Here is a 13,986-nt window from a genome sequence, read left to right as displayed (position 1 = left end):
TACTCCTTATGCGAGTTCTGTTTGAGTGGTGGTTTGGGTAGTGGTATTAGCAGTTGTTTGGTTACTGCTATTTGACTCTGAGCTAAGCTGCATCAAACGTGCGACATAATGCGGGCCACCAGCTTTAGGACCCGTGCCAGACAGACCACAACCACCGAATGGTTGTACGTTTACGACGGCACCGATTTGGTTGCGGTTGATATAAGTATTACCTACAAACGCACGGCGCTCGATGTGCTCAACGGTATTTTCGATACGACTATGAATACCTAGGGTCAAACCAAAGCCTGTCGCGTTGATGGCATCAATCAGCTTATTCAGATCACGTGCTTGATAACGCAGTACGTGCAAAATCGGACCAAAATGCTCGCCACCGATCACGTCGATACTTTTCACTTCGATCGCTGTTGGCAATACAAAGGTAGACTGTTCTTGACTGACAACTGAGCTTGAGCTCATTGGTGTCTGTGCCAAGATAGTCGCTGTTGGCTCAGCGTCCATACGCTCGATATGCGCTTCAAGACTACGTTTGGCATCCGCATCAATCACTGGGCCCACATCTGTAGCAGCATATAAAGGATTACCGACCGATAGCTCAGCCATATTACCTTGTAATAGCTCAATTAAATTATCAGCCATTTCTTCTTGCACGCACAATATACGACAAGCTGAGCAACGCTGACCTGCTGAACCAAATGCAGATAAGACAGCGTCTCTAACCACTTGTTCTGGCAATGCCGTTGAATCGACAATCATAGCATTCTGACCACCAGTTTCAGCGATAAAGACAGGTAGCTCACCACTGGCTTGTGCATGATCATTTAGGCTTTGGTTAATACGTTGAGCCGTTTGGGTTGAACCCGTAAATATCACACCTGCTATATTGTCAGCCGCTGTCAATGCACCACCAACATCGCCAGCACCGATCACTAACTGTAAGGCTTGTGTTGGTACGCCTGCTTGGTACATTAGCTGAGCACCAAAATGGGCAATCAAGCTGGTTTGTTCGGCAGGTTTCGCCACAACCGTATTGCCTGCTGCTAGTGCCGCTACGATTTGACCAGTGTAGATAGCCAATGGAAAGTTCCATGGGCTAATACAGACAAAGGTGCCACGTGCTTTATAAACTTGACGAGATTGCTTGCCAGCCAAATCGGTGAATTCATGCACGACGTCGTTTAAACGCTCTGCTTCATCGGCATAAAAACGGCAGAAATCAACCGCTTCTTTGATTTCATCAATACCGTCTTGAAGGGTTTTTCCCGCTTCGATTTGGCATAGCGCCATTAGCTCAGCGTAGTTTTCTTCATAGAGATCCGCTATCTTACGCAATATTTCAGCACGCTTAGCAGCTGATACTGCTTGCCAGACACGTTGCCCTGCCACTGCCGCATCGATTGCTTGACCAGCTATTTCAGCATTGGCATAAGTGACTTCACCAGCACTTACTTCGTGGTTCCAAGGTGCACGTACGGTTTGAGTCTCAAGCTTGTGCGTTACGCCCTCTACTTCATATTCATCAACTGCTTTGCCATTGACGATGGACGTCGCTGACCAAGTTTTATGCAAATGGCTATCGATAGCAGATTTAAAGGGCAGCCATTGTGACTCTACGAATATATTAGGACCAAAACTGGCACGGCGCGCACCATAAATCTCTAACGGCAACGGAATCTCTGGATTGTGTAACGTCGCATTGGCCAGCAGCTTGTCATAGGGATGTACTGTCAGCTTCTCAATCGGATAAGACTTGTCTAGCAGCTGATGGACAAACGAGCTGTTGGCGCCGTTTTCGAGCAAGCGACGTACCAAATACGGCAGCAAGTCTTTATGCGCGCCAACTGGGGCATAAATACGTACCGGAATTTGATACGCTTGTAAGATATGATCATAAAGAGCATCGCCCATACCGTGCAAACGCTGAAACTCAAACTCTCTATGCTTACTCATGGTCATAATTGACGCTAGGGTGTGCGCATTGTGTGTCGCAAACTGTGGCCAAATCAAGCCGCGCAGATGATCTGACAATAAGAAACGCGCACAGGCAAGGTAAGCAGTATCCGTGCCTTCTTTGCGTGTCCAGACAGGATAGCCTGACAGACCTTTTTGCTGGGCAAGCTTGATCTCAGTATCCCAGTAGGCACCCTTTACCAGACGTACTGGAATACGATCTCCCACCTCAGTCGATAGACGAGCCAGCCACACTAAAATAGCAATGGCGCGCTTAGAGTAACCTTGCACGACCAAGCCAAGACCATCCCAGTCAGCCGTCAAATTGTCACGGTACAAAGACTCAAACAGTTTTAAAGAAATTTCAAGGCGGTCGGCTTCTTCGGCATCGATACTAAGATCCACATTGACTTCACGTGCCGCTTCGATGAGCAGCAAGCAGCGTTGACGTAATAAACCCATGACTTGGGCTTCTTGCGTGGCTTCATAGCGAGGGTGCAATGCTGACAACTTGATAGATACTGATGGCTTAGGCATGCCTTCTTTGACTTTGATACTGGCAGTGGCTCTGATCGCATGCAGGTAGTCATTGAAGTATTTTTCAGCGTCTTTATGCGCAATAGCCGCTTCACCGAGCATATCAAACGAATAGGTATAGCCTTTATTACGATAAGGTTGGCTATTTTTATTGGCGTCCTCGATGGTCTCGCCCAATACAAACTGATGACCCATGATACGCATGGCTTTTTGCATGGCACTACGAATAACAGGCTCGCCCATCTTTTTAGTCATGCGATCCAAAAAGCCTGATGCTGTGGTGCTACTATCAATACTGACGACACGACCTGTCATCATCATGCCCCATGTTGAGGCATTGACCATAAAACCGTTGTCATTTTTGATGTGCTTTTTCCAATCAGCCACACTCATTTTGTCATGAATCAAGGCATCAGCAGTATAATTGTCTGGCACTCGAATCAAGGCTTCTGCCAAGCTCATCAGCAAGATACCTTCTTGGGTGTCAAGACTATACTCAAGCAGTAACGAGTCGACCATCTTGACCGCTTTGCCATCATTACGTACATGCTCAACCAGCTGGCGCGTTTGCTCAGCAGCGGCGTCACGTTCTTCTGTGCTGGGTTTAGCAAGTGGCAATAATTTGGACAACCAGCGCTCTTCATCAACGCTATACAACGGCGAAATACGGGCGTGCAGAGTTTCTGCCGACTGGGCAATGTAATCTGGCGATAGCAAATCGACAGGATTAAACAAAATCGGCTCTTGCGGGGTAAACTGGTCTACTGGGTTCATAACAACTCCATAACTATCGTTTAAAAACCATCATAAATAGTGCTTTAGGAAGTCTGATCGTCTGGTATAACTAGCCATCACCATCATTCATTTAGATGATGGCTATCGATAGATACTTATAACAATAATCAAAAGTCCAAACGGCGCCATCACAAAACGAGAAAATCCAGCGTAGGCTGGAAGCGGTTAAGTAGGTCGTTCGACTGTTAAACGGGCTACGTTAACAATACAAAGGCAACAACGAACAGCTAAGCGGCATTAGTGCCTTCTTCTTGTTTGTAGTGAAAGGAGTGTGATGATCAGATATCGCTATTAAAACGAAAAAATCGCTTTAGCAAAAAAATCTGCCATCTTGAGTGCTGCTAATTCACTGTAAGAAAAACCTCTACGGCGTTGATTGAGGTGATGCGCTTAACTCGGCTATAATATCATGAAAAAAATTTTCAAACTAACGATATTGCTTATTTACACAAATTAATATATTTCTAAAAAACAATTAGTTAACAGCACTTTATCCCTTATGACGCACTGGTTATACTTTTCTATTTACTATTGGCGATTAATTGTTTTTTTAAATCAAACACTTGAATAAATTTAGGGAAATTTGAGCCATTTTAAATCAAAAAAAACCCCTTTATCGTTTCCGAATAAAGAGGAATTTAACGTAACAAAACTCGAAAGCAGTAAAGTAATATCGAACGCTCACTGCATCCTAGTAAAACTTATAAAACCACCAATTTGGTCAGCAAAATAACGGTCAATACCCAAACTGGGATCGTAATTTCAGAGAATTTACCAGTCATCAGTTTTACCGCGGTAAAGGTGATGAAACCAAGCGCAATACCATCAGCGATAGAGTACGTCAGCGGGGTCAATAACAGAACAACCGCTACAGGAGCCGCTTCTGTCAAATCTTCCCAATTGATTTCTTTTAGGGTAAATAACATCAGTACCGACACATAAAAAATCGCGCCAGCTGTGGCGTAAGCAGGAATCATACCAGCCAATGGTGCAAAGAAAATACTCAGTACAAACAATACGCCAACCGTCACTGCCATCAGACCTGTACGACCACCTGATGCCACTCCAGAAGCACTCTCAATATAACTGGTGGTCGATGACGTACCCAACATTGCACCAGCGACCGTAGCAGTAGAATCGGCCAGTAGCGCTTTGTCCATATTAGGAATATTGCCGTCTTTATCAATCAAACCCGCTTTATTGGCAATACCAACCAAACTACCTGTCGTATCAAATAAATCGACGAATAAGAAGGCAAAAATAACGCTGATCATACCAACGTCAAACGCACCCGCAATATCAAGCTCCATCAATGTTGGTGTGATAGATGGCGGCGCAGACATGATGCCAGCAAACTGTGTATGGCCTGTCAACAAGCTAATCACGGTGATAACCAAGATACCAATCGTCACGGCACCTGGGACTTTTTTATAGACCAAACCAATAATAATAAAGAAACCCAAAGCAGCCATCATAGGTGCAAATGAGGTCATATCACCCAGCATCACCAATGTCGCATCACGACCGACAATGATACCTGAGCTCTGTAGCGCAATAAATGCTAAGAAAGCACCGATACCTGCCACAATACCCTGCTTAAGGCTGTTTGGAATGGCATTGATAACCCATTCGCGAATCTTAAACAAACTCAAAATGATAAACAAGCAACCCGATAAGAAAACAGCACCTAGCGCAGTTTGCCAAGCGTAGCCCATACCCAATACAACGCCGTAAGTAAAAAAAGCGTTCAAACCCATACCTGGTGCGAGTGCCACCGGCAGTCTGGCATAGATACCCATAATAAAGCAGCCTATTGCCGCTGCTAAACAGGTGGCAACAAATACCGCCCCTTTATCCATACCAGCTTCCGCCAATACGTTGGGGTTGACAAAGATGATATAAGCCATGGTCAAAAAGGTGGTTATACCGGCAAGGATTTCCGTTTTGACTGTGGTGTTTTCACCATTAATCCCAAAATAGCGTTCAATTGCATTCATAAGTGTCGCGCCCAGCTTGCTAGTGAAAGAACAAATTTATTGATGCCTAAAATAAATATGACGTCAGCCAATGGATGGCGACGTCATTATCAAAAGACAGCGGTAACAAGGTGCAACATTTTAGAGAAGTTGCGGTACAAATTCAATCATTACCAGTGCCTTATGGGTACAAACCCACCTTTTCAGTCGATTGAGACATAACAGCCAGACAATATTTCAGATATCCACATATAAATTAACCTTATACTATGGATTGTACAAACAGCTGTTAATTATTTGGTATTTAACACTTTAACAAATGACCTTTTCGACATTTAGCAGTACACTAGGCGGCTGATAGCAATATGCATCATGACTGTCATATTATATTTTCGTTATTAAAGATCCTATCTGGTCTGCGTGTCGCGCCATACCAGCTATTATTAATTACCCATGAGTCCCATACATGCCTGAATCATTAAATATTATCGACCTTATTACCCAAGCCAGTCTCTTGGTGCAGATTGTGATGGCATTATTGTTATTGGCGTCTTTAGTCAGTTGGGTAATTATCTTTCGTATGAGCGCGCGGCTTGGTACGGCCAAAAATTTCGATCAACAGTTTGAAACTTGGTTTTGGTCAGGTGAAGATTTAGCCAAGCTTTACCAAGGCGTACAAGGCTCGCCTGAACGCCAAGGACTTGAACAAATATTTTATGTGGGATTTTCTGAATACTTAAGAATGCATAAAAAGCGCCAACCCAAAGATGACATCATCGATGGTGTTGAGCGCAAGCTACGAGTCGGTTTAGGACGTCAGCAGCAACTATTAGAATCAGGACTGACTACGCTAGCGAGTATTGGCTCAGTCGCGCCTTATGTTGGATTGTTCGGTACAGTTTGGGGCATCATGAACGCCTTTTTAGGGTTGTCACAAACGGAGCAAGCAACCCTAGCGTCTGTCGCACCTGGTATTGCCGAAGCATTAATCGCAACCGCTATGGGCTTGTTTGCAGCGATTCCTGCCGTACTGGCGTATAACCACTTTACCGCCAAATCTAGTCGCTTGTACGATTCACGTGCTTTATTTTGCGATGAAATGACGGGCATGCTCCAGCGCGAGACCAGTGCAGAAAGCACTGTTGGTAGAGACAATATCGCTACGAGAGAAACGCAATCTACGGCCAATCAGGCACAAGGACTATGAAATCATGAAACAGAGTCCCTATCGCCGTGAAAAAAAAGCGCTAAATGCGGAGATGAATGTCGTTCCTTATATCGATGTGATGTTGGTGCTGCTTGTCATATTTATGGTCACAGCGCCCATGCTGATTACGGGCGTCGATGTTGATTTGCCAAAAGAGCAAACCAATACCATGAGCCAAAGCCAACTACCCGTCATTGTGTCCTTGACCGATAGTGGCGATATTTTTATCAGTTATGAAGACAATGTTGACCTGCCGATTAGTGAACCAGAGCTGATTGATACCCTATCTAACTTACAAAATCAAAGTAGCGATGCTGGGGCGCAGCCTTTACAAGTCATGATTAATGCCGATCAAAACAATCAATATGGCGCTATCATGACACTCATGGCCACCTTACAACAAGCAGGCATTCAAAAGGTGGGATTATTAACAGGCGCACCCTTGCCCACACCATCATTGTAATAAATCCTATTCCTCGCTCAGCTTGCTATAATAAAGTAGATAATTTGATGAACCTCGTCCTTGAGTATCTTTACCATGCATAATGCTCCTGTCGTTTATGTACCGACCCAACCTGAAGGCAATGGGCTAACATTGCCTACGCTACTTAGCGTGCTGGCACATGGTCTCGTGATTGGGATACTCGTTTATACTTATCAACATACTAAAACCGACACTGTGGAAAGTATTGAGACGGTCATGGTCTCCCCTGAGCAATTGGCTGAAATGCAAGGTCAAATCCTTGCCAATCGTGCAGCGGCAGCTAGCGCGATGCAAGCTGCAAATAGCACAAGCAGTGCATCGAGCACCTCATCATCAGAAAGCTTTAGCGATAGCGCCAGTCAGCCAATGCTGATGAGCGAGGAACAAAATCAGCGTCTGCTTGAGCAAAATCAAGAATACGAGCGCAATATGGCTGAGTTTGCAGCACAATTGGATGAGTCGGTGACAGAAGAGCATAGTCAGGTGGAGCAAAACAAAAATGAAAAGCTGATAGAAGAACAAAATCAGCTGGGCGATTTCCGTAATAAACAAAATAACCCGCCAAAGATTACACGCCCGACTGCGACTGATAAAAATTTAAAGATTAATACAGGTGATTCTGGTAGCGCAGGTCAGAGATATGATCTAGAAGCAGACGGCAACTCAACAACATCTAATGGTGGTAGTGGCAGTACCTCTCGTTCTACTGGTGAGTTCAAAAGTGCTATATTAAGTAAAATACAAAGCAAACTTGATACCCCAATCGAAACACAGGGTCTAACCACGTCATTGTCGCTCAAATTAGATACCAGAGGCAACGTGAAATCTGCAAAGGCTAGTGGTCCAAATGCTGTCGTCAACCAAGCAGTTGAACAAGCTGCACGCGCTGCTAGCCCATTGCCAATTGATTTAGACAATCCTGAAAGTTTTGCAAATTTGACAATCAACGTTACTATTAATTGATTTTGTATAGCCTCTAATCCTATATCATTAATGGTTTTCTACTATCTTAAGGTTCTTGTTTATGAGTTTAAGCAAGTGTCATATATTACGTAATACCTCAACTTTACTGCTATTGCTGTCTTTTTTTCTATTATCTAGCTACTCTGTCGCTGGCACATTACCAGAAAGCCATAATGTCAAAAATGAGTTTATGGATCAAAAAGCCTTGTTTGCCGCTATTACTACTAGAAAAAATGATTTAAGTAATGAGAGTCATGTAACAACAGCTATATTAGAAAAAATTAAACGTAATATTACTCTACCCACTGCTACCCCAGAATCAACAACTACTTTATACTTTAAGTTGGATGAAAAAGGTAATGTGTTATCTGTTAAAGCTCAAGGTACAAATCCTGCTGTAAATCAAGTAGTAAAAAGAGCAGCCTTATCTGCTAGTCCATTACCCATTGGCTTAAATAAACCTGAAAACTTTAAAGACTTGATAATTAAAATTAACGTTCAATAAAAAACACCTAACGTTGTACAGTTAATCTCACTATAAATAATAATTAAGCCTGTATGATGAACCAATTATTTCTATTTTAGGATATTACTTCATGAAGCTATCTACACATTCTATCCTTCGTGCCACTTCAAGCCTGTTGTTAATCACTCCCTTGTTATCAGTGCCTGCTTATGCCGCTGAATCAATGGTGCTTGATATGACTGTTACTGCGCCAAGACAACAAAACCAAGTCGCGTTTGTACCCTTTGCTGGTGATTCTGTGTTGTCACCCATTATCGTCAACGACTTAAGCAAAGAAGGTCTAAAAATTACTAGCCAAAACCTACCGCAGCAGCCACGCAGTAGTAGCGAGCTGGCGGGTACTTTGCCAGTATGGCAAAATTTAGGTATTCCGTACTTAGTAATCGGTGGCACGCGTACCAACCGAGGTAAAATTATCACAGATTATGAAGTGATTGATGTCAAATCGGGGCGAATTCTTGAGGGTAAGCAAACCTCGACAACAAATAAAGATCCTGACAGTATGCGTCGTGCTGGACACGTCATTGCCAATAAAATCTACGCATTGATTACTGGTACGCCAGGTGACTTTTCAGGGCGTATTGCTTATATTGAAGAGACTGGTGCTGGTAAAGAAAAAGTCTCACGTTTAAAAGTGATGGATGCCGATGGCGAAAATGCCAAAACCATTACTGAAGTAACTGGTTCTATCTTTTCACCAACATGGTCGCCAGATGGCAATCGCATTGCTTATTCCTTACAACGCGATAAATCTTATCCCGTTATTTATGTACAAAGTGTGAGCGGTGGCGGTGCAACCCCGTTAACGCCCTTCCCTGGCAGCAATCTCAGTCCATCATTCTCTCCTGATGGCAGCAAGATATTATTCTCTAGCAGCTTTGAAGGTAGCGCAGATATTTATGAGATGAATGCCAGTGGTGGTCAACCTAGAAGGCTTATCAATTGGCCAAGCAGCGAAGTGCAACCAAGTTATGCGCCTGATGGCAAATCCTTTGTTTTTGTATCAGACAAAACTGGATTTAACAAACCACAGATTTATCGTTATGAGTTTGGTTCAGGACGTACGACTAAGGTATCAAGTAGCGGTTATGCCACTAGTCCGCAATTTAGTAACGATGGCTCACAAATTGCCTTTTTAAGTGGTCGCTCAGCGGCGATCATGAATAGCGGCGGCGCTGTTACTACTAACTTGGGCAATACCGGTATCGATGAAGCGCCAAGCTTTTCACCCAGTGGCAGAAATGTAATTTATGCTTCAAAACAAGGCGGCAAAGGTAAATTAACAATTAAATCTTTGAGTAGTGGTCAATCGTTTGACATACCTGTACAAGGCATTGCTCGCTCACCAATTTGGTCATCTAGCCCTAAATAAACCATATTTATCATTATCTTTCTTAATTCATAAAGTCTTGCTCATAAAAAAGCGCCTAATAAATAATTAGGCGCTTTTTTATATTGCGAAGCACGGTTAAATCATTTTGCCACTAGCATGTATTGGACAATTATTGACTAAAGTAGTGAATACTATTAATCATCACTCGGATCACCTGCTGATGGATTGGGATGCCGCAGTTTTGCCACATCTTCAGCAGTCACGGTATCGGTAAAACCATTTAGGTCACTGACCACATATTGAGTAACCGCCGCTATCTGCGCATCGTTCATCATTCCATGGAATGAGGGCATGCCACGAAAGCCATTAATCAAGATATCGATGATGTAATACTTTGATTGCATCTTACTGTTATTCGCCAGTGGCGGATAATAGCCTGCACCGTAAGCACCCTCGCCTTTGTGCATATGACAAGCCGCACAAGAGTCGTGATACAGCTTTTTGCCATCTGTCGTTACAAAGCCATTTGTGCCTTCAAACTTTGCGTCCCATTCAGTAATAATTGGGTCGTCTTCCATATTGGGCAATGAGCTGTCGTCTACAATATTGATAGCAGGTGCAGTAAGCTCCTCACGGCTCATATAAACGCCGCCCCACGCACCCGTATTTCGGCTTGCTTGATAGTCATTGGTTGTTAGGGAATCCTGATCTTGTACACTGGAAACCGTCACTTCATCATCTGACTGTTGACTACAGCCCAACAGTGCTGTACTGCTGATCCCACTCAGCAGCACTACCGTCAGCAGTTTGAGTGTCATGTTTTTCATGACTTTTTTCTTCAAGATTGCTTTCTCCACGATTGCCTTCTTCACAATTGCATTGTCCATGATAGCCTCTGAATCTTATAGTTATTTATATAACCCAAGCGTTATTAAACCAGCATTTTTGCTTTTTTATGTAGGCGCTTTGCGGCATCCATACCAGATAAAATAGCGCCTTCTTGCCATGCTGGAATGTGTGAGCAATGCTCGCCTGTCAGCACAATACGATTATCAATACTGCACAAGGTGTCGTAATGCTGACGACGGGTCGACTCATTCCAAATACCGTAACAGCCGAGCGTCCATGGGATGCGGTGCCAGACAACTGATGTCCCTGCGCGGAATTCTTTTGGATACTGAGGATGGATGTATTTACCATAAGCAAGCGCAACATTAATACGTTCTTGCGGCGTTAAGCTATTAAACTTATAAGACGTCGGACCATAACCATACGCACCGAGTAGCACGCCCGTACCATCTTTAAACATATTTTGTGACGGGTAGGCAATCTGAGCAATGGGCATGTCGGTATAAGTCAGACCACCAAATATCCATTCATCTTCTTCCCAAAAGCGGCGGTTGAACTCTAGACCGACTTTATAAGAGGTCTCATAAGGCACGGCGGCCATCGCCTGCTTCATTGGTTTGGAGACATTGATATCCATCTGCGTTAATACAGTTAATGGAATATTGCACACGCACCAGTCTGCACGAATGGTCTTGGTGGCACCATCTGGGCTGTTGCTGTCTACATAATCGACAGTGACGCCACTGTCATCTTGATGAATTTTAATAACCTTTGCATTAAACTCAATCATATCGCGGCATTCACGGGTGAACGCATCACCAATTTTCCCCATACCACCTACTGGCTGAAACATCGTCGGTTGATGACCATAAGTCATATGGTTGCCATAAATATCTGCCCACATACCTGAATCTAGTATCTCACTAATCGGCAAAGGTTTTGATGGCGTCGCATCAGGCATCAAGCCACCACCTGGAAACACACTAAAGCCGCGATGTTTACTGGTCTCATTACTGGCGCGGTAACGATAATCTTTATCCAGCACCCCCCAGCCTTTTAAACCTTCTAATAGCTTTTCTTTGTCCTCAGTATTGACCGAGCGATCAAGACCACCGACGTTAACTGATTTCGATAGCAGCTCGGCGACATGACCTTGGATATCGTTTTTCACATCACCCAAACGCTGCGGCACGCCGTCGAAATGAGTACTGCGATGCAAATAAGCACGATCATTGGTTTGAATAAAGGGCTGCATTTCAACGCCAAACTGTTTGCAATAATGGAAGACGGCATAATGATGGCTTGGCAGACGCCACGGTCCACCATTAAAATAATTGCCCTCTTCAAAATCACAAGTGACTTCTTCGCCGCCAAGCTCGGTATATTTGTCCCCACTGTTCAATGTCCAGCTACGACCGCCGCCACGATTTTGATATTCGAGCACTTTGACATCGTAACCCGCTTTACGTAACTCATAAGCTGCAGTCAGCCCGCCAAGACCCGCACCAAGAATGACGACACTAGCGCCAGGAGGTGCACCTTTAAGATCCATGGTCTCTTTAAAACTCGACTCTGACGCAAATCCTAATGTCGTCATCGCCTGATACATCGCAGTCGCGCCCGCTGTTTTACCAATCATCGAGAGCAGTTGGCGCCGCGTTGGTGATTGAAGTATGTCTTTCATAATAATGTCCTTAAAGTAGACGTTCCTGCAAGACGGTAGGCATATGTATTATTAATCAGCTCGACTTAGTTCTACGTCTGTTTTTCGAGCTGTTGTGCCTTACCATGTTGCCTGTAGATCTTGTCCTATAATAAATATGTGAATCGTCTTTATAGAATCAATGAATTAACGACGGCGCCTAGACCGCAAGATGGCTCGTATAATAAACACAATGATAATAATGGCCACGATGATACCGATTACTGCCAGTAAGCCCGCGTATTTGATTAAGAAGGGCTTGTCAGTACCTGTCGTTGCGATACGGTCAACATCACTAGCACTCACCTCACTACTGTTGAGACCACCAAAATTCACACGCACATAATTGGTAATACCAGCGATTTGCTCGCTATTTAGCTCATCTGAGAACCCTGGCATGATAGGTGATGTGTTAGTCGCACCTTCTACCCCATGAAGGATCATATTGACCAGCGCATCAGGTTTCTCACGGCGAATACTGCTGAGTCCAACGATAGGGGCGTAACGCGCATCAGGCTGACCATAACCATCAACGCCGTGACAGCTACCACAGGCTGCCAAATATAGCGATTCTGGTGAATTGCTGCCATTACTCACCTGTGCTTTGGCTTGGGCTAAATAATCTTTTTGCGCCAGTAAATCATGAGTGATAGATTCGCTAATGGGTGTTGGTAAACGCGAGACATCAACGGCTGCGACCTTATCATCTGTTTGGATAGCAGGCACCGCTTTTAGATAAGAAGCAATGGCATTCAAATCTTCATTTTTTAAGTAGCGCGTACTATGTGCAACCGCCTCGCCCATAGGACCACCCGCATAGGCACGCTGGTCAAGCTCACCAGTACGCAGATAAGTGACGATATCTTGTTCACTCCAACTACCGATACCGCTCGAATCGTCAGGCGTGATATTTGGTGCATGCCAATGACCAAGCTGAGCACCTGATAGATACATTTTTTTATCGAAACCCATAGTACTATTACGCGGGGTATGGCAAGTACCACAGTGCTCTAAGTTATTGACAATATATTCACCACGTTGCTGCGTCTCAGTGAGACCATCACGGTTTTCAGTAGACGGGACATTAAGAAAATTCCAGCCAATCATTAAGCTGCGAATGTTAAAGGGAAACGGCAGGTCAGTTTTATATTTTGGTGCTTCATCGACAGCAGGTACGGTTTGCAGATAAGCAAACAACGCACTGATATCTTCTTCTTTCATGCCACTATAAGAAGGATATGGCATGGCAGGGTAAAGCATATGGCTTGGCGTACGACCTTTTTGCAACGCGTTCTTTAGGTCCGCTTCGGTATAATCACCGATACCATAACGTTTAGACGGGGTAATATTGGTTGAATAGATATCTCCCATCGGCGTTTCGATCGCTGTACCGCCAGTATAATCTTCGCCATGACATGCCATGCAATCGGCTGCACGGGCAATGTAAGCACCGCGATTGACAAGCTCACTATTGGCTGGACTAATATTAGGTAAACTGGCATTAGGCAAGCTAGCATTGGCTAGATTTGTATTTACGACGCTTGCGCCTTCAGCCATCGCAGCGCTGGAGTTCATACCAATGACGAGCATCGATAACATCACATAAAGTGGCTTCATAATATCCTCATATAGCTGGCACCTAGGGTGTTGTAATTATTATTAGG

The 13,986-nt window shown here is 44.1% G+C and carries 10 protein-coding genes; 5 read left to right on the top strand and 5 right to left on the bottom strand.

Going from position 1 to position 13,986, the window contains the following annotated elements:
• Positions 1-6: 6 nt before the first annotated feature.
• Positions 7-3,261 (bottom strand): bifunctional proline dehydrogenase/L-glutamate gamma-semialdehyde dehydrogenase PutA, encoded by a 3,255-nt coding sequence (putA, locus tag JMW85_RS06515; protein WP_087815208.1) that lies wholly within the window; start codon positions 3,259-3,261, stop codon positions 7-9.
• Between the two features lie 722 nt (positions 3,262-3,983).
• Positions 3,984-5,279, bottom strand: coding sequence for an NCS2 family permease (locus tag JMW85_RS06510; protein WP_055124161.1), 1,296 nt, complete (start codon positions 5,277-5,279; stop codon positions 3,984-3,986).
• Between the two features lie 445 nt (positions 5,280-5,724).
• Between JMW85_RS06510 and tolQ the strand changes: the two genes are divergently transcribed.
• From tolQ to JMW85_RS06485, 5 genes are all read left to right on the top strand, one after another.
• Positions 5,725-6,465 carry a protein TolQ gene (tolQ, locus tag JMW85_RS06505; RefSeq protein WP_045452254.1) on the top strand — a complete coding sequence of 247 codons (741 nt, stop codon included), beginning with the start codon at positions 5,725-5,727 and terminating at the stop codon, positions 6,463-6,465.
• Positions 6,466-6,469: 4 nt separating this feature from the next.
• On the top strand, positions 6,470-6,928 hold the full coding sequence (gene tolR, locus JMW85_RS06500; RefSeq protein ID WP_045452251.1) for a protein TolR: 459 nt from the start codon (positions 6,470-6,472) through the stop codon (positions 6,926-6,928).
• A 75-nt stretch (positions 6,929-7,003) separates the two neighbouring features.
• Complete coding sequence (locus tag JMW85_RS06495; protein WP_087815202.1) at positions 7,004-7,912, top strand: cell envelope integrity protein TolA; 909 nt, start codon at positions 7,004-7,006, stop codon at positions 7,910-7,912.
• Between the two features lie 61 nt (positions 7,913-7,973).
• Positions 7,974-8,417 (top strand): cell envelope integrity protein TolA, encoded by a 444-nt coding sequence (locus JMW85_RS06490; RefSeq protein WP_087815200.1) that lies wholly within the window; start codon positions 7,974-7,976, stop codon positions 8,415-8,417.
• A 91-nt stretch (positions 8,418-8,508) separates the two neighbouring features.
• Positions 8,509-9,810 carry a PD40 domain-containing protein gene (locus JMW85_RS06485; RefSeq protein WP_201581266.1) on the top strand — a complete coding sequence of 434 codons (1,302 nt, stop codon included), beginning with the start codon at positions 8,509-8,511 and terminating at the stop codon, positions 9,808-9,810.
• Positions 9,811-9,965: 155 nt separating this feature from the next.
• Here the strand turns inward: JMW85_RS06485 and JMW85_RS06480 are convergent, their stop codons facing one another.
• The 3 genes from JMW85_RS06480 to JMW85_RS06470 all read right to left on the bottom strand — a co-directional run bounded on the left by JMW85_RS06480 (position 9,966) and on the right by JMW85_RS06470 (position 13,939).
• Entirely contained in the window at positions 9,966-10,598 is a 633-nt protein-coding gene (locus tag JMW85_RS06480) for a c-type cytochrome (protein WP_176393086.1), read from the bottom strand.
• Positions 10,599-10,702: 104 nt separating this feature from the next.
• On the bottom strand, positions 10,703-12,304 hold the full coding sequence (locus JMW85_RS06475; protein ID WP_087815198.1) for a flavin monoamine oxidase family protein: 1,602 nt from the start codon (positions 12,302-12,304) through the stop codon (positions 10,703-10,705).
• Positions 12,305-12,469: 165 nt separating this feature from the next.
• Entirely contained in the window at positions 12,470-13,939 is a 1,470-nt protein-coding gene (locus JMW85_RS06470) for a cytochrome c (RefSeq protein ID WP_201581265.1), read from the bottom strand.
• Between the last annotated feature and the right edge of the window lie 47 nt (positions 13,940-13,986).

Source organism: Psychrobacter glacincola (assembly GCF_904846075.1).
Classification (GTDB): domain Bacteria; phylum Pseudomonadota; class Gammaproteobacteria; order Pseudomonadales; family Moraxellaceae; genus Psychrobacter; species Psychrobacter glacincola_C.
The sequence above is the reverse complement of the archived record's forward strand: the minus strand, read 5'-3'. Positions and strand labels throughout refer to the sequence as shown.

What these genes read in the sequence shown, in the direction of transcription:
- putA (WP_087815208.1), bottom strand. Translation starts at nt 3,261, where the DNA reads ATGAACCCAGTAGACCAGTTTACCCCGCAAGAGCCGATTTTGTTTAAT.
- JMW85_RS06510 (WP_055124161.1), bottom strand. Translation starts at nt 5,279, where the DNA reads ATGAATGCAATTGAACGCTATTTTGGGATTAATGGTGAAAACACCACA.
- tolQ (WP_045452254.1), top strand. Translation starts at nt 5,725, where the DNA reads ATGCCTGAATCATTAAATATTATCGACCTTATTACCCAAGCCAGTCTC.
- tolR (WP_045452251.1), top strand. Translation starts at nt 6,470, where the DNA reads ATGAAACAGAGTCCCTATCGCCGTGAAAAAAAAGCGCTAAATGCGGAG.
- JMW85_RS06495 (WP_087815202.1), top strand. Translation starts at nt 7,004, where the DNA reads ATGCATAATGCTCCTGTCGTTTATGTACCGACCCAACCTGAAGGCAAT.
- JMW85_RS06490 (WP_087815200.1), top strand. Translation starts at nt 7,974, where the DNA reads ATGAGTTTAAGCAAGTGTCATATATTACGTAATACCTCAACTTTACTG.
- JMW85_RS06485 (WP_201581266.1), top strand. Translation starts at nt 8,509, where the DNA reads ATGAAGCTATCTACACATTCTATCCTTCGTGCCACTTCAAGCCTGTTG.
- JMW85_RS06480 (WP_176393086.1), bottom strand. Translation starts at nt 10,598, where the DNA reads ATGAAAAACATGACACTCAAACTGCTGACGGTAGTGCTGCTGAGTGGG.
- JMW85_RS06475 (WP_087815198.1), bottom strand. Translation starts at nt 12,304, where the DNA reads ATGAAAGACATACTTCAATCACCAACGCGGCGCCAACTGCTCTCGATG.
- JMW85_RS06470 (WP_201581265.1), bottom strand. Translation starts at nt 13,939, where the DNA reads ATGAAGCCACTTTATGTGATGTTATCGATGCTCGTCATTGGTATGAAC.